The 20021-nt window shown below is 46.0% G+C and carries 20 protein-coding genes and 1 riboswitch; of the genes, 10 read left to right on the plus strand and 10 right to left on the minus strand.

What is annotated here, in order from left to right; genetic code table 11:
• Positions 1–104 precede the first annotated feature (104 nt).
• A complete protein-coding gene (locus ACT6PV_RS08975) occupies positions 105–332 on the plus strand; it encodes a hypothetical protein (protein WP_445116042.1) in 228 nt (75 codons plus the stop codon).
• A gap of 161 nt (positions 333–493) precedes the next feature.
• Here the strand turns inward: ACT6PV_RS08975 and ACT6PV_RS08980 are convergent, their stop codons facing one another.
• Positions 494–1177 carry a phosphodiester glycosidase family protein gene (locus ACT6PV_RS08980; protein WP_445117079.1) on the minus strand — a complete coding sequence of 228 codons (684 nt, stop codon included), beginning with the start codon at positions 1175–1177 and terminating at the stop codon, positions 494–496.
• 261 nt (positions 1178–1438) lie between these two features.
• On the opposite strand from ACT6PV_RS08980, the gene ACT6PV_RS08985 reads away from it, so the two are divergent.
• A complete protein-coding gene (locus ACT6PV_RS08985; protein ID WP_445116043.1) occupies positions 1439–2041 on the plus strand; it encodes a lecithin retinol acyltransferase family protein in 603 nt (200 codons plus the stop codon).
• 33 nt (positions 2042–2074) lie between these two features.
• Here the strand turns inward: ACT6PV_RS08985 and ACT6PV_RS08990 are convergent, their stop codons facing one another.
• Positions 2075–2518 (minus strand): SRPBCC family protein, encoded by a 444-nt coding sequence (locus tag ACT6PV_RS08990; protein WP_445116044.1) that lies wholly within the window; start codon positions 2516–2518, stop codon positions 2075–2077.
• A gap of 110 nt (positions 2519–2628) precedes the next feature.
• Here ACT6PV_RS08990 and ACT6PV_RS08995 point away from each other — a divergent pair, with 110 nt between their 5' ends.
• Positions 2629–3378 (plus strand): hypothetical protein, encoded by a 750-nt coding sequence (locus tag ACT6PV_RS08995; protein WP_445116045.1) that lies wholly within the window; start codon positions 2629–2631, stop codon positions 3376–3378.
• On the opposite strand, the gene ACT6PV_RS09000 is transcribed toward ACT6PV_RS08995, so the two are convergent.
• Entirely contained in the window at positions 3359–5080 is a 1722-nt protein-coding gene (locus ACT6PV_RS09000; RefSeq protein WP_445116046.1) for a glutamine--tRNA ligase/YqeY domain fusion protein, read from the minus strand. The genes ACT6PV_RS08995 and ACT6PV_RS09000 overlap by 20 nt on opposite strands.
• A gap of 164 nt (positions 5081–5244) precedes the next feature.
• On the opposite strand from ACT6PV_RS09000, the gene ACT6PV_RS09005 reads away from it, so the two are divergent.
• From ACT6PV_RS09005 to ACT6PV_RS09015, 3 genes are all read left to right on the plus strand, one after another.
• On the plus strand, positions 5245–5754 hold the full coding sequence (locus tag ACT6PV_RS09005) for a peptidylprolyl isomerase (RefSeq protein WP_445116047.1): 510 nt from the start codon (positions 5245–5247) through the stop codon (positions 5752–5754).
• A 33-nt stretch (positions 5755–5787) separates the two neighbouring features.
• Positions 5788–6510: a UDP-2,3-diacylglucosamine diphosphatase gene (locus ACT6PV_RS09010; RefSeq protein ID WP_445116048.1), complete on the plus strand. Its 723-nt coding sequence runs from the start codon at positions 5788–5790 to the stop codon at positions 6508–6510.
• Positions 6511–6689: 179 nt separating this feature from the next.
• On the plus strand, positions 6690–7727 hold the full coding sequence (locus tag ACT6PV_RS09015; protein ID WP_445116049.1) for an AlbA family DNA-binding domain-containing protein: 1038 nt from the start codon (positions 6690–6692) through the stop codon (positions 7725–7727).
• A 39-nt stretch (positions 7728–7766) separates the two neighbouring features.
• Here ACT6PV_RS09015 and ACT6PV_RS09020 read toward each other — a convergent pair whose 3' ends face one another.
• The 6 genes from ACT6PV_RS09020 to ACT6PV_RS09045 form a co-directional block, all read right to left on the minus strand.
• Positions 7767–9011, minus strand: coding sequence for a D-amino acid dehydrogenase (locus tag ACT6PV_RS09020; protein WP_445116050.1), 1245 nt, complete (start codon positions 9009–9011; stop codon positions 7767–7769).
• A 153-nt stretch (positions 9012–9164) separates the two neighbouring features.
• Positions 9165–9254, minus strand: a riboswitch (glycine riboswitch).
• 220 nt (positions 9255–9474) lie between these two features.
• Entirely contained in the window at positions 9475–10194 is a 720-nt protein-coding gene (gene ispD / locus ACT6PV_RS09025) for a 2-C-methyl-D-erythritol 4-phosphate cytidylyltransferase (protein WP_445116051.1), read from the minus strand.
• Positions 10163–10555: a cell division protein FtsB gene (gene ftsB, locus ACT6PV_RS09030; RefSeq protein WP_445116052.1), complete on the minus strand. Its 393-nt coding sequence runs from the start codon at positions 10553–10555 to the stop codon at positions 10163–10165. Before ftsB ends, ispD begins: the two co-directional genes overlap by 32 nt.
• A gap of 8 nt (positions 10556–10563) precedes the next feature.
• The gene (gene eno, locus ACT6PV_RS09035) at positions 10564–11853 is read right to left on the minus strand and encodes a phosphopyruvate hydratase (protein ID WP_445116053.1); all 1290 of its coding nucleotides are present in this window, start codon (positions 11851–11853) and stop codon (positions 10564–10566) included.
• A 45-nt stretch (positions 11854–11898) separates the two neighbouring features.
• On the minus strand, positions 11899–12756 hold the full coding sequence (kdsA, locus tag ACT6PV_RS09040) for a 3-deoxy-8-phosphooctulonate synthase (RefSeq protein ID WP_445116054.1): 858 nt from the start codon (positions 12754–12756) through the stop codon (positions 11899–11901).
• Between the two features lie 25 nt (positions 12757–12781).
• Complete coding sequence (locus tag ACT6PV_RS09045) at positions 12782–14431, minus strand: CTP synthase (RefSeq protein ID WP_445116055.1); 1650 nt, start codon at positions 14429–14431, stop codon at positions 12782–12784.
• A gap of 227 nt (positions 14432–14658) precedes the next feature.
• On the opposite strand from ACT6PV_RS09045, the gene ACT6PV_RS09050 reads away from it, so the two are divergent.
• On the plus strand, positions 14659–15138 hold the full coding sequence (locus ACT6PV_RS09050) for an internalin (RefSeq protein WP_445116056.1): 480 nt from the start codon (positions 14659–14661) through the stop codon (positions 15136–15138).
• Between the two features lie 75 nt (positions 15139–15213).
• Positions 15214–15981 carry a DUF481 domain-containing protein gene (locus tag ACT6PV_RS09055; protein ID WP_445116057.1) on the plus strand — a complete coding sequence of 256 codons (768 nt, stop codon included), beginning with the start codon at positions 15214–15216 and terminating at the stop codon, positions 15979–15981.
• Positions 15982–16087: 106 nt separating this feature from the next.
• On the opposite strand, the gene ACT6PV_RS09060 is transcribed toward ACT6PV_RS09055, so the two are convergent.
• Complete coding sequence (locus ACT6PV_RS09060) at positions 16088–18112, minus strand: oxidoreductase (protein WP_445116058.1); 2025 nt, start codon at positions 18110–18112, stop codon at positions 16088–16090.
• 147 nt (positions 18113–18259) lie between these two features.
• On the opposite strand from ACT6PV_RS09060, the gene ACT6PV_RS09065 reads away from it, so the two are divergent.
• Positions 18260–18802 (plus strand): PadR family transcriptional regulator, encoded by a 543-nt coding sequence (locus ACT6PV_RS09065; protein WP_445116059.1) that lies wholly within the window; start codon positions 18260–18262, stop codon positions 18800–18802.
• 46 nt (positions 18803–18848) lie between these two features.
• Positions 18849–19763: an alpha/beta fold hydrolase gene (locus ACT6PV_RS09070; protein WP_445116060.1), complete on the plus strand. Its 915-nt coding sequence runs from the start codon at positions 18849–18851 to the stop codon at positions 19761–19763.
• Positions 19764–20021 lie beyond the last annotated feature (258 nt).

Raw genomic sequence — 20021 nt, forward strand, 5'->3', positions numbered from 1 at the left:
GTAAAAAAATGCACCGGACTGTTCACTGCATCACACTGCAAAGCTTGATTTTTATTTTAAAGTCATTATATTGCGAATTATGTTGAATTGTATGTGAAGGCTCTATGAGTTTCTGGCAAAAACTATTTATGGCAGATCAGCAACAGAATGATCATAAAAACCAGGTGGCCTGTGTTGAAAATGATTACTCCTGTAAAAGCAATGATCAGCTTCTGGCGTCATTAATGAAAGCAACGGATGAAGATATCATCGCCGGCATTAAAAAAGTGTTAATGTCGAGAGGCTACAGCCGCAAAGAGTTAAACGAACTCAGGCATCCGCCACTGCAATAAACATTGCAGTACATTGGCAAAATCGAAAGTGGAAGATATAGACGACAAAGGCATTCAGTCCACTGAATGCCTTTTCAATTGGTATGTATATGTGCACAGTCAATGTATCACAACAAAGCGGCAGTCTGCACAGACCCCGGTCGCTGGCGACAATTCAGAATTCACTGCTCACACGACGTGGCCGCTTCTTCAATCAGCGCCACCATAGGCCCCAGCCGGTAACGTCTGTCATTGCGATGCGCAGCCGGAATATAGGCACTGGAAATGGAACCATCCAGATACAGTGCATTCTGTATGCCCAATTGCTGTTTGAACAAGGCAGCAAACTTATAAAAATTTAATTTATTGCGGCTGATCACAAAATACAACTCCCCCCCTTTAATGCCGACCCCGTTACGAATTTTAAGTGAATCTGAATTTTCAATAAAACGTGGATTAATCTGTCCATCTGTCACCAGCATTGGACCTGACTGCGTGGCGTAACGAGCTTTGAAATCTGAATGCCGATACGCCTGAGTCGTTGTCACCAGGGCTTCTGAATCATTCCATGCCAACACACCATTCGGCTGCATGAAAAAATTGCCCTTGCCCGGTTGCTCATTTAATTGCTGATATTGTTTAAACTGCTCAATATAAAGTCCGACAGGAGAATAATCCGCATGATACATGCCGGCATTCATGGCAAACTGCATTTTGCTGCATGGCCCCAGGCTCTTTCTTAATCTGGAAAATTTGTGATAAACCTGATTCTGATTATTCTGTAAATACAGCCCCAGATGCTGTAAATCAGTAATTTTGACTACATCGGCATGACGATGCCCAATGGTAATCTGCTGATACTCCATACCAGCAACAGCAGGAACAGAAAGCAACTGCGTACTGAACAGCACACCCAATAGTTTTTCGACGAGACGTTTCAAGGCTGAATGCAGAGTGAAAACTACATTTATATCAAATATCACGAGCATATAAAATTACAATTTGATCACATTTATGTATGATTAACTTAGTCCATCCATCATTTTACGAACACCATCGACAGGATTAGGGCTATAATCTGCAGGTACATTTCAATAAGGCCTCTATTGACTGGAAACAACAGTAATATGCAGAATACGCTGAAAAAATACAGTTTAGGCAGCCACCTTATCGTTCACCGTTTCGGCTATAGCCATCATGGCATATATGCAGGAAAAGGACGTGTCATTCATTATTCCGGTCTTGCACATTTATTTAAGAAACAACCCATTGAAATGACCACGCTGGAAAATTTTTCACGCGGTAAAAAAATCACCGTCCGCTACTATGAACAACCCCGGTTTAAAGGACGCATGATCGTGCGCCGTATGCGCTCACGTATGCATGAAAACAATTATCACCTGATTATTAATAACTGCGAACATTTATGCAGCTGGGCAATCACCGGCATTGAAAGCAGCCCCCAGGTGGTAAAAATGATGAATCGGCTGACCACCATCGGCTATGTCAGCTCAATTATGAGTTATATGAATGGCCTGTTTCTTACGCTTGCGACCACCTCATTCGCCCTGGTTCTGTATATCAAAATGAATCTGAAAGCACAGGCGAAAAGAAAAATACCCACCTACCGCTACCTTTCCCTGCAACAGCAACAAAAAACAATGCTCAAATCATCTCCATTAAAAATGGACTACCCTGAAAATCAGCAACGCATTGCAGATATGGAATGACGGTACTGGCGTTTTAAGTCATGGCAGCAGGATTTAAAAGGGTGGAAATTTATCTTCAATCAATGCGAGGGATATGCCATGCTCCAGATATACCTTCAAAGCATCCACAACCGTTGTAAAGCCACCCGTGCTGTCCATGACAAATGCAATCAGTTCGCCGCCCTGTAAAGGAATGTCATAATTCCTGATTTTCAGATAGGTCGTACTTTCAGAAATCTGTTCAAATATAAAATCAACTGCTGTCCTGGGTTCGCCCCACAGAATCTGAATCTGTCGATTTTCAACAATGGATAAGACTTTCACCTCTGCAGTGGCCTGATATTTATGCCAGTGCCATTGCACCGTTTTACCCTGTTCCAGCCTGCCGGTGGATGTACTGAACCAGAACTTCGTCGTCACCTCTGGATCAATAAAAGCCTGAAAAACCTTGCTGATCGGCTGACGAATCAACATCTGTACTTCAATAACTGGGTTCATTGTTATTCTCCTGGTTTTTTATAGTGATAACACAACCCTTTGCATATGGGCCATCAGTTTTGATCAACACTCAGTCAAAACTGAGTTTTGACAGAAAGAGCTGATAATGATTGATCCGGAAATACTGTGTCGTCCTGCACTCAGCTCGATCCATATATGGCAGAAGACGCAGTAGCCTGCGTATCCCCGCCAGAAAAAACACAGTTTTTTCTCTTGCACTCGGGCAAAGCAGTGGCCTGCGTATCCCCGCCAGAAAAAACACAGTTTTTTCTCTTGCGCTCGGGCAAAGCAGTAGCCTGCGTATCCCCGCCAGAAAAAACACAGTTTTTTCTCTTGCACTCGGGCAAAGCAGTGGCCTGCGTATCCCCGCCAGAAAAAACACAGTTTTTTCTCTTGCGCTCGGGCAAAGCAGTGGCCTGCGTATCCCCGCCAGAAAAAACACAGTTTTTTCTCTTGCACTCGGGCAAAGCAGTGGCCTGCGTATCCCCGCCAGAAAAAACACAGTTTTTTCTCTTGCGCTCGGGCAAAGCAGTGGCCTGCGTATCCCCGCCAGAAAAAACACAGTTTTTTCTCTTGCACTCGGGCAAAGCAGTGGCCTGCGTATCCCCGCCAGAAAAAACACAGTTTTTTCTCTTGCGCTCGGGCAAAGCAGTGGCCTGCGTATCCCCGCCAGAAAAAACACAGTTTTTTCTCTTGCGCTCGGGCAAAGCAGTAGCCTGCGTATCCCCGCCAGAAAAAACACAGTTTTTTCTCTTGCGCTCGGGCAAAGCAGTGGCCTGCGTATCCCCGCCAGAAAAAACACAGTTTTTTCTCTTGCGCTCGGGCAAAGCAGTGCTTTGCTTATCCTCGCTCAGGTTTAAAGCTGTCCCTCAGATCCAGAATGCGGTTAAAGACCGGTTTTTCAGGATGGTGATCATACTGATCAGCGACGAAATACCCTTCACGTTCAAACTGGAAACGATCTTCCGGATGGGCAGTTGCCAGCGCCGGTTCAATCACTGCCTGTAACACCTTCAGTGAATCAGGGTTCAGATGTACCAGGAAATCATCATCGGCATCCGGTGCAGCTTCATTAAACAACCGTTCATAAATCCGTACTTCCGCAGTAACCCCCTTATTCGCAGAAACCCAGTGAATCACGCCCTTCACCTTACGCCCTTCCGGGTTCTTACCCAATGTTTCAGGGTCAATTGAACATTTCAGCTCAATCACGTCACCGGCTGCATCTTTAATCACTTCATCACACCGAATCACATAGGCGTGGCGCAAACGGACTTCACCGTCAGGAATCAGCCGTTTAAATCCTTTCGGCGGGACTTCTTCAAAATCCTTGCGGTCAATATAAATTTCCCGGGTCAGTGGAATCACCCGATCCCCCATATCTACATTGGGATGACGGGCATGAGTTAAATCCATGTCTTCAGGTAAATTGGTCAGCGTGACTTTCAAAGGGTTCAATACGGCCATGCCACGGGCTGCGGTATTTTCCAGTGACTGGCGGATGCAAAACTCCAGCATGGCAACATCCACAATACCATCTGTTTTCGACACTCCCACCCGTTTGCAGAAATCACGCAGGCCTTCCGGTGTAAAACCACGACGCCGCATACCCACCACTGTAGGCATCCGTGGATCATCCCATCCATTGACATAACCGCCTTCAACCAGTTTGCGCAGTTTACGTTTGGAGGTAATTGTATAGTCGATATTCAGGCGGCTCGACTCATACTGATGCGGTACCGCCGGCGATTTCACTTTTTGTATGACCCAGTCATAAAATGGACGATGGTCCTGAAACTCAAGTGTACACAGGGAATGGGTAATCCCTTCTATGGCATCGGACAGTGGATGCGCATAGTCATACATCGGATATATTTTCCATCTGGTACCGGTCTGATGATGCCCGGAATGCAGCACACGATACAGAATTGGATCCCGCATATGCACATTTGCAGCCGCCATATCAATTTTAGCGCGCAGTACGGCCTCACCTTCTGCAAAACTGCCATTGTTCATTTTTTCAAAATTTTCGAGATTCTCGACAACAGAAGCATCACGATACGGTGAGTTTTTACCCGGCTCGGTAAAATTTCCACGGTTTAATTTAATTTCTTCAGCAGATTGCAAATCCACATAGGCATCACCCTGTTGAATCAGCTGGATGGCCCAGGCATGTAACTGATCAAAATAACTGGATGCATAGCGGGTTTCGCCATTCCACTGAAAACCCAGCCATTTGATGTCTTTGGCGATGCCATCGACATATTCCTGTTCTTCCGCCTCTGGATTGGTGTCATCAAAACGCAGATTACATAGGCCTTCAAACTCTTCTGCAACACCAAAATTCAGACAGATAGCCTTAACATGACCAATATGCAGATAGCCATTCGGCTCTGGCGGAAAACGGGTCACCAGCTGCTGAGTCCGCCCGGCGGCCAGGTCGTCAGTAATCACCTGACGCACAAAATCCAGACCCGCCTGTTGTTCCTGCTGCACATCGACAGGTGTATTACTGATTGTCGGCTTGTCTGGCAGTTCTGAAACAACATCATTTGGCTTCATGTTTGATAAATCACTTCTATAGGATAAAATAGGACAATTAAAACGCTGTTCTGAGCTTATTAACAAAGAAATTGACGTTTTTACTTGCCTTGTAGTTTACAGTTTGCTTATGCTTCTCTCAACCAGAAACCCATGGCTTTTTGTCATGATCAGGAGATTATAGAATGAGTTTTCCTCAAGTCGAATTAAACACCAGCAAAGGACGTATTGTTCTTGAACTTAATGCTGAAAAAGCACCGGTTACTGTTGCAAATTTTCTGGAATATGTTCGTGATGGTTTTTATGATGGCGTAATTTTTCACCGTGTGATTGACGGTTTCATGATCCAGGGCGGTGGCATGGATGAAAGCTTCAAGGAAAAAGCAACCCGTGACTCCATTGAAAATGAAGCAGACAACGGCCTGAGCAATGAAGAAGGCACTGTGGCCATGGCACGTACGCAGGCGCCACACTCTGCTTCGGCACAATTTTTCATTAATGTCAAAAACAATGCGTTTCTGAATCATACTGGTAAAACTGCTCAGGGCTGGGGCTATGCGGTTTTCGGTAAAGTTGTCGAAGGCATGGACATTGTCAATGAAATTAAAAATGTGCGCACCGGTAACCGGGGTCACCATGCAGATGTTCCACTGGAAAACATTGTCATTGAATCTGCAAAAATTATTTCCGAGTAATTCAGCAGCTCAACTGGACATCCGGGAACTTTCGTGACTTATCTGTTTATTTCAGATCTGCATTTGTCCCCTGAACACCCTCGACTCATTCGGGGGTTTTTAGATTTACTGGTTCAGTATCAGCATAAAAATACCCGGCTTTATATTCTGGGTGACTGGTTTGATGCCTGGATTGGTGATGATTATTCCGCCCCCTGGCTGGATGACATTGTTGCAGCACTGCGCCAGTTCAGCCAATCCGGCAATCAGATTTATTTTCTGACCGGTAACCGCGATTTTGCCCTGGGCGAAGCTTTTCTCAATCAGTTTCAGGGCCATCTGCTGCCCGATGTATTTCTGCTGGATACAGCTCAGCGACGGTACCGACTGGAACATGGCGATGCTTTATGCACCGATGACCTGGCTTATCAGCGCTTTAAAAAAATCATACGGCATCCGCTATTACTCGCCATCCTGAAAAAAACGCCGTTAAGTTTCAGACAGAAACTGGCCCACGGTTTTCGTAAAAAAAGCCGTCAAAGCCAGCAATATACATCCCTGGATATTATGGATATCAATCAGCAGGCGGTTGAACAGGCTTTAGAGAATGTCGATATGCTGATTCATGGACACACCCATCGTCCGGCAATTCATGAACAACAGGCAAAACATCGCATTGTACTGGGTGACTGGCGTGAACAGACTTCAGACGCCATGATTCTGGAAGTGACTGAATCCGGAGAATGGCAATTCATCAGATGGCCGATTCCAGACTGAAGCTGTCCGTACTACAGCCTGCGTAATTTCAGTCTGAATTGAATTTTCTGCCGATTTTTAACAACCTGTATACATCTGTAATATAAAATTACTTTCATTCATTCTGCTTTTCATCTATAAGTGGATTAAACGATCAAACGCTGTATATCTTTCATAAAAGACAACTTTCGGGTGTTCGTATGGAACTGGATACATATATCAGCAATAAGTTTAAAAAGTTCAATGATTATCTTGAAACGCACTGGCAGAGTCAGCCCTATAAATTCAAGGAAATTCAGACCCTTCTATTCTTCCAGGCCTTCAGCATCTATAAACATGAAAGCTTCTTCAAATTAAGACTCCATGAAAATTATCAATGTCAGACGCTGAATCATTACTTTCTCAGAATTGAAAAATACCTGCAAACCCCCGCGAAAGAACTGTTTCCTTCATCCTTCCACCGACCCTATGAGTTTATTTTAAAGGAACTGAAATATTTAAGCTTTTATCAACCGCCTCAGGAAATCAATAAAAAAATAGAACTGATTCGGGATATCCATCAGAAAATTTCCATTCCAGTCGCCAGTCATGATATTTACCAGGAAATTATGCACTGTCTGAATCTGACCTTTGAATATTTAACAGATACACACATCCCCAGTGAATCCAAAATAAAAATAATTTATCAGTGGCAAAACGTACACAACCTGGAAACTGCTTCCGCCTACAAATCCCTGTATAAAATCCAGAATGTACTCAACAATTATCAGCACATCAGTATTGCTGAAAAATATAAACTGATGATCTCGGAAGGCGAAAATAATCGGGTTGAATTCAAGGAAAGAACCACTGACCTGCTCACCACCAGGAAATCAGATAAATGGATCAAAGCCTGCATTGCATTTATGAATACCCGTAAGGGCTATGTATTTATTGGGGTGGCGGATGATTTAAGCATTACCGGGGTGGAAAATGAACTGGAACATTTTCATAATTCACTGGACCTGATGAAACGCAGCCTGACTGATAAGCTTGCGCATGAAACCAACAGGATTTCCAATATCTATACCACACTGGAAGACATCAGAATTGATGGCAAAACCATTCTGGTATTTAAATGCAATAAGGCGGATCGCCCTTTATATTATAAAAATGAGCTGTATATGCGCAGCAATGGGCAGACCACCCGTATCCCTTCAGAGTTAATCGAATGCTTTAAGGAAGAGTTTTATTGCTGAACAGGCACAAATCAATTAACGCCTGTCCATTCATGTTGTTTATAGCGGATGTGCCACCGCAATTTGCTGGCTGATCATCACCGCTGTTGCCGCAGATAAGGTCCAGCCCAGGTGACCATGTCCGGTATTATAAAAAACCCGCTCACGCTTGCCTTTGCGCACCACCGGCATCATATCCGGCATCATCGGTCTTAAACCGGCCCACGGTACAACACTCTGCGTGGATATTTCAAAGTTTTTATTGACCCAGTCCACCAGTGGCTGTATCCGGTCTGCGCGGATATCCCGGTTATAACCATTAAATTCTGCAGTGCCTGCAATACGCAGACGGTTTTCGCCCAGGCGGGATGTCACAATTTTTGCACTTTCATCAAGCAGGCTAACCCACGGTGCCTGCTGCACACTCTGCTGATCATTCAGATTGACGGTAATGGAATAGCCCTTGACCGGATATACATTCACCCGATCACCCAGTTGATGCGCCAGTTGATAGCTGCCGACACCGCCACAGATGAGTACAGCATCTGCATCCAGTTGCTCAAGTATTACGCCTTCAGCCTGCATATTTTCAGCCGCCGGATGATACTGAATATGTACGCCATTTGCAGAATGGTTGATATTGGCAACTTCCATGCCAAACAAATATCTGACCCCATATTTTTCAGTTGCCTTCGCAAGACCACTGGTAAATTTATGAATATCTCCGGTGGCATCTCCGGGACAATAAAAACCGCCATAATATTCCCCGGTCAGGGATGGTTCAATGCTTTTAATTTCTTCCGGTGTCACCGCATGGCGCTCCAGCCCACCACTGCACAGCAGATTATTGACACCGGTCGCCACCTGATAATCCTGTTCAGTGTGGTAAAAATGCAGAATGCCGCGCTTTTCCAGATCAAAGTTGATCTGTTCCCTGTCTGCAATGGAAAATAAGCGCTCACGGGCCAACAACGCCATTTTCACTGTATCGCGGGTATTGCCTTCATAGTGTTTAATATTACCGAGGAATTCAACCAGCCAGGCATATTTGTGCAGACTGAAAGCAGGATTGAGCAATAATGGTGCATCTTTGCGGGCCATCCATTTAATGCCTTTCAGTACAGTCGATTTCTGGTTCCATACTTCCGCATTACAGGCGGACAGCTGCCCGCCATTGGCAAACGAGGTTTCCATTGCCGGAAATAAATGCTTATCAATAACCGTTACTTTATAGCCCAGCTGAGACAGCTCATAGGCAGAAGTAACACCGGTAATACCCGAACCAACGACCACGATATGACACATAAACGCACTCCTTTGAAATATTTAAAATCTCAAATCATGCCCCATCTGTCATTGTTACCTGAGAGCTTCGATGGATATTCAAACCATTTGAATATCACCATCCCCTTCGGTGAGCACATTCATGACGCTGAAATGCTTCTCTCCAGATGTTTTAAAATTATTACAGTCCTTTTGCCTGAGAGTTTCCGGGGTCGTTGCTCCTTCGGCGTGTCCACAGAAGAACATCTCTCCTGCAATAATCTTTCTTTATCAGTTAAAGCAATGTATATGCCACATACGGAAAAAACAACAGTCGACCAAAGTTTATATAGGTTCAACCCGGTTTCAGCCTTGCTGTCGATCCACATGATTCAGACACTCCCGTTTCCCTGGACCAAGGCCGGACCGAAGGAAAACGAACCACTATAGCACCCAGGCACCCGGCCGGAGCAAATAAATCACACTATTTTTTCAGTTTGCGTGTTCAGACAGTCTGCTGCATTTCCAGAATCAGACGGGCAAGTACCAGATCATCCGGATAGGTAATTTTAATATTATCTGCCCGCCCCGGAACCACCCTGACCGGCTCACCGATATACTCCAGTGCACTGGCTTCATCGGTCAGCACAACATAATTTGCCAGTGCCGTGTCAATGGCAAGTTTCAATCGGGCAACAGTGGAAATTTGCGGGGTTTGTGCCTGCCACAGTTGTTCACGACTGATGGTCGTTTCAATCATCTCTTCTGCTGCCACCCGTTTCAGGGTATCCCGCACCGGAACAGCCAGAATGGCACTGACTGACTGACTGACAGCGGTGGTAACCAGCTGTTCAAGACAGGATAAGCTGACACATGGCCGTGCGGCATCATGTACCAGTACCAGATCATCCGGTGCGGCAATCCGGCTTAAATACACCAATGCATTAAGTACTGAATCCACCCGTTCAACACCGCCCCTGCAGAAATGGGCCCTGTCTTTATTTTTAAAATCCAGTGTTGCCGCCAATTGATCATCGGCTGCAACAGCCAATACATAACCGGCAAGCGGTAAATCATTCAGGCGATTGACCGTATGTTCCAACACCGTCTGTCCATGGATCAGCTGATATTGTTTTAATGCAGTCTGAGAAAAACGATTGCCTGAACCTGCCGCCGGAATAATTGCCCACAATTTACGGCTGTTCAGGGGGAGGATCGTCGTCATTCTCATTGGTTCTTGTATCAACAGGTGCTTTCGCATCCATATAAATTGGCTTGTAATGGGTACTGATGGTACTCATCTGTACAAATGTTTCATGCGGCTTGACCAGCCCCAGATCCAGCCGTGCATGTTCCTCAATGGCTTCAGCACCATTTTTCAGATCATACACTTCTGCTGCCAGTACCCGATTACGTTCCTTCAGCTGCTTGTTAACTTCAACCTGTTGCTGAATCTGCTTAACCAGGGCCTGGTGAGGGACATATCCGCCCTCACCAAACCAGAAACGATACTGGAGCACCGCAATAATCGCGATTACGAGTGCCAGAATCACTTTCGCTGAAGTTGTTTTAAATACTTCTAACATTTCAAAAATCAGTTGAGACCCTTGAATTCAGCTTTACCGCGATAAGCAGCATGAGTCAATTCTTCAATACGCAGTAATTGGTTATATTTTGCAACGCGATCGGAACGGCACAGGGAACCGGTCTTGATCTGACCTGCTGCGGTACCTACGGCAAGATCAGCAATGGTCGAGTCCTCAGTCTCACCGGAACGGTGTGAAATGACGGTACTGTAACCATTTGCCTTCGCCAGATAGATGGCATCCAGGGTTTCTGTCAGGGTACCGATCTGGTTGTATTTGATCAGAATGGAGTTGGCTACTTTCTCATCAATCCCACGCTGTAAAATCTTAGGATTGGTTACAAACAGGTCATCACCCACCAGCTGGATTTTATCGCCAAGAATTGACGTCAGGTAACTCCAGCCGGCCCAATCAGATTCATCCAGACCATCTTCAATGGAAATAATCGGATACTGTTTGACCAGACCTGCAAGATAGTCTGCAAACTGATTACTGGTGAATGCCTTGTTGCCTTCACCAGCCAGTACATACTGACCATTCTTATAAAATTCTGAAGCGGCACAGTCAAGCGCCAGCATAATGTCAGAACCGGCCTTGTAACCTGTGGTTTCAATAGCGGAAAGAATCACGGTAATGGCTTCTTCATTGGAACGCAGATTCGGGGCAAAACCACCTTCATCACCCACGGCAGTGTTTAAACCCTGCTTTTTCAGTACCGATTTAAGCGCATGGAAAATTTCAGCACCTGCACGCAGGCTGTCTGCAAAAGACGTAAAGCCCACCGGTTCAATCATGAATTCCTGAATATCAACGGTATTGTCTGCATGTGCGCCACCGTTCAGAATGTTCATCATTGGAACAGGCATGGTCAATGTAGTCTGACCACGCAAATCTGCGATGTACTGGAACAATTCAGTTTTCTTCTCGACAGCAGCAGCACGTGCCGCAGCCAGTGAAACCGCCAGTGTTGCATTGGCACCCAGTTTTTCTTTATTTTCAGTGCCATCAAGCGCAATCATTTTTTCATCCAGCGCTTTTTGTTCAAAGACATTCTGACCGGACAATAAGTCCTTAATCTGACCATTCACATTATGCACCGCTGTGCGGACGCCCTTACCCAGGTAACGTGATGTGTCACCGTCACGCAGTTCCAGCGCTTCACGAGAGCCTGTTGAAGCACCGGATGGTGCACATGCACGGCCAACAACGCCGGAGTCTAAGATTACATCGGCTTCGATGGTTGGGTTACCACGGGAGTCCAAAATTTCACGTGCACGAATGTCAACGATTTGGCTCATGAACAATTCCTCGGTTAAATGAATGACAGGATGCTTATGACGGCATCAATGAGTATCTAATTTTTTGAAACCTTTCACTAAGGTATCCAGTTGCTTTAATTGTGCCAGAAAGGGTTCCAGCTGAGACATGCGCAGCGCACATGGCCCATCACACTTTGCTTTTTCCGGATCCGGATGCCCTTCCAGGAATAATCCTGCCAGGCCTGTTGCCATACCTGCACGGGCAAGTGTGGTAATCTGTGCACGGCGACCGCCGGCAGAATCAGCACGGCCACCGGGAGTCTGAAGTGCGTGTGTCACATCAAAGAACACCGGTACATTCATCTCTTTCATGGTGTCAAACCCAAGCATATCGACCACCAGATTATTATAACCGAAGGCTGAACCACGTTCACACAGAATCAGTTTGTCATTGCCGGCTTCCAGACATTTGTTCAAAATATGCTGCATTTCATGCGGTGCAAGGAACTGTGCTTTTTTAATGTTGATAATGGCACTGGTTTTTGCCATGGCTTCCACCAGATCAGTCTGACGACTCAGAAAAGCAGGCAGCTGAATAATGTCGGCAACTTCTGCCACCGGCGCCGCCTGATAAGGCTCATGTACATCGGTAATGATCGGGACATTGAATTGTTTTTTAATTTCTGCCAGCCACTCCAGCCCCTTTTCCATGCCCGGACCGCGGAATGAATTCAGACTGGAACGATTGGCCTTATCAAAACTGGCCTTGAACACATAGGGAATCTCCAGCCGCTGACAGATGTCAACATAGCTTTCTGCAATTTCAAAAGCCAGATCTTTCGATTCCAGTACATTCATGCCACCGAACAGTACAAATGGCAAATGATTTGCCATTTGTATATCGCCTAAATGTACAATTTGCTGCGGTTTTAACTGTGCCATTTCAAGGTCCTGATCTTATTTGCCTTCATTCGGGTGACTGACTTTGCTGGTGCTGATTTTTGGCAGCATCAATAAACCCGGCGAATAATGGATGCCCATCACGGGGTGAGCTGGTAAATTCCGGATGGAATTGTACCGCAATAAACCACGGATGATCAGGAATTTCCACCGTCTCCACCAGATGCTGGGCAGATGAATAGCCTGAAACTTTCATTCCGGCCTGTTCAATGGCAGGAATAAAGCGGTCATTCATTTCATAGCGATGACGGTGGCGTTCCGTAATTTCCGCACTGGCATAGATTGCACGTGTTTTTGTACCTTCCACCAGTTCTGAGGTCTGAGTCCCCAGACGCATGGTTCCGCCCAGGTTGGATTCCGTGTTGCGGTGCTGAATTTCACCACGCTCATCCAGCCATTCGGTGATTAAACCGATCAATGGGAATTTGGTGGAACGATTAAACTCAGTGGATGTCGCTTCCGGCATGTCGGCAACATTACGTGCATATTCAATCACCGCCAGTTGCATGCCCAGGCAAATCCCCAGGAAAGGCACCTTGTTTTCACGGGCAAACTGAATCGCCTTCATTTTTCCTTCAGTACCACGTTCACCAAAACCACCCGGCACCAGAATGGCGCTGGCAGTTTTTAACACCTCTGCCGGGTCCTGACTTTCCAGTTCCTCAGCATTGATATAGTCAATATGCACTTTGACACGGTTCTGAATACCGGCATGTAAAAGTGCTTCATTGACAGATTTATACGCATCCGGAAGTTCCACGTATTTACCGACCATGGCAACCCGCACGGTATACTCAGGGTTCAGCAATGCCTCAACCACATAATCCCAGTCAGCAAGGTCTGCTTCAGGTAAGCCATCGTAGCCAAAACGTTCACAAATCAGATCATCCACGTTCTGCTCATAAAATGTCCGTGGGATCTGATAAATGGTTTTCGCATCCTTACACACCACCACAGCCCGTGCTTCCACATTGGTAAACAGGGCAATTTTACGGATGGTGTCTGCGTCTACATCGTATTCTGTGCGACAGATTAAAATGTCAGGTTGAATACCGATAGACAATAATTCCTTGACCGAATGCTGAGTGGGCTTGGTTTTCAGTTCCTTTGCAGAACTGATATAAGGCAATAGGGTCAGATGCATCAGCAGGGTCCGCTTATGCCCCAGTTCCACCATCAGCTGACGTACCGCTTCCATGAACGGCAGGGACTCAATATCTCCAACGGTTCCGCCAATTTCGACAATGGCAACGTCATAGCCCTCACCTGCGCGCAGGACACGTTCCTTAATATTATCGGTAATATGGGGAATCACCTGTACCGTGCCGCCCAGATAATCACCACGGCGTTCCTTGTTCAGCACATCCTGATAAACGCGACCAGACGTAAAGTTATTGAGTCGGGTCATTTTGGCACGACGCAAAAAGCGTTCATAGTACCCAAGATCCAAATCTGTTTCTGCCCCATCCTCTGTGACAAAAACCTCGCCATGCTGGAACGGACTCATGGTGCCCGGATCGACATTAATGTATGGATCCATTTTCACCATAGTGACTTTCAAACCACGGGCTTCAAGAAGTGCAGCCACTGAAGCAGCTGAAATACCTTTTCCCAGCGATGATACAACACCACCAGTCACGAAAATAAAATGGGTCATCAGGATTCTCTTACAATCGGGCCCAGAACAGGCCTGTAATGTTGCGCAATTTTACTTTACTCTGCCCCTGGAAAGCAAAGTCAATCCGCATCAATTCAGGGAACAATCAACAATCGGCTATTTTATCAGCATTTCCGATAAAAAAATTAACACGACAATACATGATTTTCATCTCTGAATTTATTGTTATAATATGCATACTTCTTAAAACGATATTTTGTGTGAATATGAATAGGAAACTTTTATTTTGTGGTGCAATTGCAGCAGCAATATTGCTGATTTCCTGTGTAAAAAAAGAAGCACCAAAAGAAGACGAACAGGACAAGGCTGCAACCACTGAACAACAGGCTGAACAACCTGCCCAGTTTGAGAACCTGCAAAGTGCAGAACCATCCGATGCTCAGCAACAGGACAGTTCGGAGAATACTGAGCAGCAACCGGCTGGAAACAGCGAGCAGCAGGCACCGTCTTCACGTGTGGAAATGGAACATCAGGAAACTGACAACACCTCCACCACCATCCGCCGTGAATACCGTGATGCTGACTCATCTGCCCACAGGGAAGCAAAACCGGCAGCCAAAGCTGAATCTGCCAGACCGTCCAGAGAACCCTCGGATTCAAGTGCTGCGAAATCGGGCACTGTACAATCTGAAGATGATGCGGTCGCCGCTGCAATTGCTGCTGCAACACCGGCATTAAAAAACTAAAACTGAACTGTAACTATAACTGTATTGGCATGCCCGTTTTTACGGGTATTTGTCATGCATCCTGTTGGTTTTTCAATGAACAGAATCCATCTCTCTCTCAGTTTTACACTTATGGGGCTCAGCGCATTTACGCATGCCGATTTAGGCCCGAAACGTGCTGATGTCGGCATTATGAAAATTGATCGGAATTACAAACTGGAAAGTGATCTGAGTTATCTGGTCAACAGTTCAAAAACCGATGACAGCAGCACCCGAAAGGAAAATCTGGCAGCCAATCTGCTGTTTCAGCGCCAGCATGGTGCCTGGGGGCAGGAAGTCCGCGCTGAAGCCGTCAGCAGTAGTGATAGCAGCGACAACAGTAATGGGGTTGAACGTTATATGCTGCTCGGAAAATTATTACAGCGGGAGTCAGATACCACCTACCGATTTATCAAATTGCAGGGCGATAAGGACCTGTCCAGTGTCTTTGACTATCAGCTGAGTCTAACCGGCGGTGTGGGTTTTGACCTGGTCCAGAATAAAAAACAGAAACTGACAGCAGAGTTTGGGACCGGTTATCGTCTGAGTAAGCAGGAGGATCCCACCCTGAAAGATCAGCATGAGCTGATTGGCAATATTGCAGGCTTCTATGAGTATCAGTTCAATCCACTGGTCAAATTCAATCAGGATATTTCCTACGAATTTGGCGGGAACTCTCAGACCTTCCGTTCACGCTCCACCATTGCTGCCTCATTATCCAGATTCATTTCTGCCTTAATCAGCTACCAGATCAAGAATATCCGTGCGGATGCCGGTAACAGTCAGGACAAATTGCTGTCCGTAGGTCTGCGTTATCGTTATTGATTTTTTACTTTAATATCAATTTTTTACTTTTCCTGTAAACCATGACCCAGTCAGATGAAATGCCCTGTCCGGACATCTTATCTGACTGGTTCAATGTTCTATTTGCCTAAATCGCCGCCGCCAGTTCTGCACCCTGACGGATTGCACGTCTGGCATCCAGTTCTCCGGCTTCCTTTGCACCACCAATCAGATGTACATTTTTCCCATCAGCCTGTAACTGATCAAACATGGCCGTATAAGACTCCTGCCCGGCACAGATCACGACATGGTCAACCTCCAGTACCATTGGCTTATCGGCAACAGTGATATGCAGGCCCTGATCATCAATTTTTTCATAAGTCGCTCCGGCAATCATCTTCACATGACGATGTTTCAGGCCAGTCCGATGAATCCATCCAGTGGTTTTACCCAGCCCCGCACCAACGGAAGTGGTTTTACGCTGCAACAGATAAACCTCACGTGGCGAGGCTTCAATCTCAGGCACCTTCAGACCACCGGCATTTTCATAGCCGGTATCAATCCCCCATTCATCATAGAACTTTTCAGGATTCAGACTACCACTTTCACCTTCATGCATCAGATATTCAGCGGTATCAAATCCAATACCTCCGGCACCGATAACAGCCACTTTTTTACCAACCGGCTTCCGCTCACGCAGCACCTGCAGGTAGGTCAGTACTTTGGGATGATCAATCCCTTCAATATTCAGATGGCGCGGTGTGACGCCCGTTGCAACAACAATGTCATCAAATGTGGACTGACTCAGTTCTTCATAGGTCGCAGTATGATTCAGCACCAGTTTAATATCTGGCCGCAATTCAATCTGACGTTTGAAATATCGCAGAGTTTCGTAAAACTCTTCCTTGCCCGGAATGGTCTTTGCAATATTAAACTGTCCGCCAATCTGATCCGCAGCTTCAAAAATTGTCACCTGATGACCACGGTCCGCGGCATATTTGGCAAAACTCAATCCAGCCGGCCCGGCACCAATGACTGCAATATTTTTAGCCGATGATGCTTCCCGGAAAATCAGCTCTGTTTCATAACTGGCACGCGGATTCACCAGGCAGGTGGCAATTTTCATGGAAAAAATATGATCCAGACAGGCCTGATTACAGCCAATACAGGTATTAATTTCATCACTGCGCCCTTCACTGGCCTTTAATACAAACTCGGGGTCAGCCAGCATTGGACGGGCCATTGAAATCATGTCTGCATCCCCTGAGGCCAGTACATGCTCGGCCATTTCCGGCGTATTGATCCGGTTCGAAGTAATCAGCGGGACTTTGACCTTGCCCTTTAACTTACGGGTCACCCAGGTAAATGCCGCACGTGGAACCTTAGTGGCAATGGTCGGGATACGTGCTTCATGCCAGCCAATCCCGGTGTTGATAATGGTCGCCCCGACCTTCTCAATCGCCAGCGCCAGCTGTACCACTTCATCCAGGCTGGAACCGCCCTCAACCAGGTCAAGCATGGACAGGCGATAAATAATAATAAAATTTTCACCTGTTACTTCACGGGTGCGTCTGACAATTTCAAGCGCCAGACGGATCCGGTTTTCATAACTGCCTCCCCATTCATCATCCCGATGATTGGTCCGGGCTGCAATGAATTCATTAATCAGATAACCTTCCGACCCCATAATTTCCACGCCATCATAGCCGGCATGCTGTGCCAGTTTTGCACAATTGACAAAATCGCTGATGGTCTGCTCCACTTCGGCCGAAGTCAGTGCATGCGGTTTAACCGGATTAATCGGTGCCTGAATGGCAGAAGGTGCAACATTTTCCGGCTGATAGGAATAACGCCCGGTATGCAAAATCTGCATGGCAATTTTACCTCCGGCATCATGTACGGCCTGAGTAATGACCTTATGCTTTTCTGCTTCTTCCATGTGGTCCAGCTTAGAACCACCGGCAAAGGTTACACCGGCATCATTCGGAGAAATTCCGCCCGTTACGATCAAGCCAACCCCACCTTTTGCACGCTCTGCATAAAAGGCAGCCATTCGCTCATAGCCGCCCGGCACCTCTTCCAGCCCGACATGCATGGACCCCATCAGCACACGATTTTTTAATGTTGTAAAACCCAGATCCAAAGGGGCAAGTAAATGCGGATAATTAGACATATGTTCTCCTGGCTTGCAAAGTGCTTGCTGGTGTTTAGTGCAACTTGTTGCATAAGTTTATTTGCCATTTTATAAGCGAGATTTAATTTTTATGCAACATATTGCATAATGCCTGACCATCCATTTTCTTTGAGATTTGTAATCCAGATGTCGCTTGCACATGTATTATTGACCAGCCTGATTGAAAAACCCAGTACAGGATTTGAGCTGGCACGTCGCTTTGACCGTTCAATGGGATTTTTCTGGAATGCAACACATCAGCAGATCTATCGCGAATTAAATGGCATGCAGCGCAAGGGCTGGATTTCTCCGGTTGACAACGGGCAGCAGACCAGCAGAAAAAAAACCTATCAGGTTGAACAACCCGGACGTACAGCGCTTGCAGAGTGGATGGTTAAACAGAGTGCACCGGCACAGTTACGTGAAGAATTGATGGTACGTCTGCGGGCTGAAGCACAACTGGGTGGAAATTCTGTTTTACCTGAGCTGGAACGTCATTTAAAATTGCATCGTCAGAATTTACAGATCTACCAGCAGATTTTTGCCCGGGATTTTTCTGACACAGATGAACACAATCGGACCTTGTTTATTCACAAAATGATTTTACAATTGGGGATAGACCTGGAACAAGGCTGGATTACATGGCTGGAAAGGGTCATTCCCCAGTTAAAGACATTTGAACACCCCTGACCTTTTACTCCCTTAACCTCAACCCAGATACAGAGCAGGAAAAGTCATGCCACGTTATACGATGCCAGATGGTGAACAACTATTTGTCCGTGAAATTGGACAGGGTACCACGCCTGTTCTGATTTTATCCGGCCTTGGGATGCAGAGCTGGCAATGGCTCCCCTTTATTTTCCCCAATCTGAAACGCTATAAATTTATTATTCCGGACTGGCGTGGCTTCGGCGGTTCCCGTGACGTGCAGATTCCCCAGGACATGGATGCCATCCATAGTCACTGGCGGGATGTCTCATGCCTGATCGAACAGATGCAGCTGGATCAGTTTATATTGATCAGTTACTCCATGGGCGCAACCACAGCCATGCATGGTATGCAATATGATGATCTGAGTCAGCGGCTGAAAGCCTATTTACATATCGATCAGTCACCCAAAATACCGACTGACCCATCCTGGTCCTATGGCCTGTTTGGTAAAAAATACTATAAGTTCAAACGTCTGCTGAAAGATCTTTCCAGTTTTATGGATCAGTATTCCAGTTATAAATATGTTGAGGACCTTCCGGATGAACCACGTAGCCAGCTGATTAAAATGTGGCTGCATTTTATCAGGATCCAGGGCAGCAATAAAATCAGCCCGATGCTGTTCAATCTGGCACTGAAAAAACCCGGTCTGCAAAAACACATTTTACCGATTCACCGCCTGGATTATCTGGCCTGGTATATCAACAATTATTTACATCATAATGAAGATTATCGTAAGGCCATTGCTGCACTGGATTGTCCAACCACGTTTTTTATTGGAGAACAGTCAACACTCTACCCATTTAAAGGACAGATTCTCATTGCTGAAAGCCTGAAAAATGCTCAGAGTATTTTCTTTAAGCATTCTGGACATACGCCCTTACTGACTGAACCGGTGAAGTTCAGCCGTGAAATCAGCCAGTTCCTGAAACAGGCCAGCTGATTTCAGCACAATAGCCTGAACTGTTTTCTCAGTCCGTGGCAATGAATCTGTGACCATTTACAGCATAGCAAAAAGCTATTACAACATAGCAGAATGCTGTAAACTGTCACAGGATTGCTCATTCATGACCATGTCCAGCTCCTGCTCTGCAGGATCAGTCTTAATCATGTCCAATTCATGATACAGACTTAAGATTAGCATCAATTCGGTCAGACCATAGGGCAGTGACGCCCAGAAATCCCAGAAATAAATATTCCC

The sequence above is a fragment of the Acinetobacter sp. WZC-1 genome (assembly GCF_052544965.1).

Bases quoted from the DNA above. Each gene is read 5' to 3' on its own strand.
- ACT6PV_RS09060 (WP_445116058.1), bottom strand. From the start codon at position 18,112: ATGTCTAATTATCCGCATTTACTTGCCCCTTTGGATCTGGGTTTTACA.
- ACT6PV_RS09055 (WP_445116057.1), top strand. From the start codon at position 15,214: ATGAACAGAATCCATCTCTCTCTCAGTTTTACACTTATGGGGCTCAGC.
- ACT6PV_RS09020 (WP_445116050.1), bottom strand. From the start codon at position 9,011: ATGTGTCATATCGTGGTCGTTGGTTCGGGTATTACCGGTGTTACTTCT.
- ACT6PV_RS08990 (WP_445116044.1), bottom strand. From the start codon at position 2,518: ATGAACCCAGTTATTGAAGTACAGATGTTGATTCGTCAGCCGATCAGC.
- ACT6PV_RS08985 (WP_445116043.1), top strand. From the start codon at position 1,439: ATGCAGAATACGCTGAAAAAATACAGTTTAGGCAGCCACCTTATCGTT.
- ACT6PV_RS09045 (WP_445116055.1), bottom strand. From the start codon at position 14,431: ATGACCCATTTTATTTTCGTGACTGGTGGTGTTGTATCATCGCTGGGA.
- ispD (WP_445116051.1), bottom strand. From the start codon at position 10,194: ATGACGACGATCCTCCCCCTGAACAGCCGTAAATTGTGGGCAATTATT.
- ACT6PV_RS09050 (WP_445116056.1), top strand. From the start codon at position 14,659: ATGAATAGGAAACTTTTATTTTGTGGTGCAATTGCAGCAGCAATATTG.
- kdsA (WP_445116054.1), bottom strand. From the start codon at position 12,756: ATGGCACAGTTAAAACCGCAGCAAATTGTACATTTAGGCGATATACAA.
- ftsB (WP_445116052.1), bottom strand. From the start codon at position 10,555: ATGTTAGAAGTATTTAAAACAACTTCAGCGAAAGTGATTCTGGCACTC.
- eno (WP_445116053.1), bottom strand. From the start codon at position 11,853: ATGAGCCAAATCGTTGACATTCGTGCACGTGAAATTTTGGACTCCCGT.
- ACT6PV_RS09065 (WP_445116059.1), top strand. From the start codon at position 18,260: ATGTCGCTTGCACATGTATTATTGACCAGCCTGATTGAAAAACCCAGT.
- ACT6PV_RS09015 (WP_445116049.1), top strand. From the start codon at position 6,690: ATGGAACTGGATACATATATCAGCAATAAGTTTAAAAAGTTCAATGAT.
- ACT6PV_RS09000 (WP_445116046.1), bottom strand. From the start codon at position 5,080: ATGAAGCCAAATGATGTTGTTTCAGAACTGCCAGACAAGCCGACAATC.
- ACT6PV_RS09070 (WP_445116060.1), top strand. From the start codon at position 18,849: ATGCCACGTTATACGATGCCAGATGGTGAACAACTATTTGTCCGTGAA.
- ACT6PV_RS08975 (WP_445116042.1), top strand. From the start codon at position 105: ATGAGTTTCTGGCAAAAACTATTTATGGCAGATCAGCAACAGAATGAT.
- ACT6PV_RS09005 (WP_445116047.1), top strand. From the start codon at position 5,245: ATGAGTTTTCCTCAAGTCGAATTAAACACCAGCAAAGGACGTATTGTT.
- ACT6PV_RS08980 (WP_445117079.1), bottom strand. From the start codon at position 1,177: ATGGAGTATCAGCAGATTACCATTGGGCATCGTCATGCCGATGTAGTC.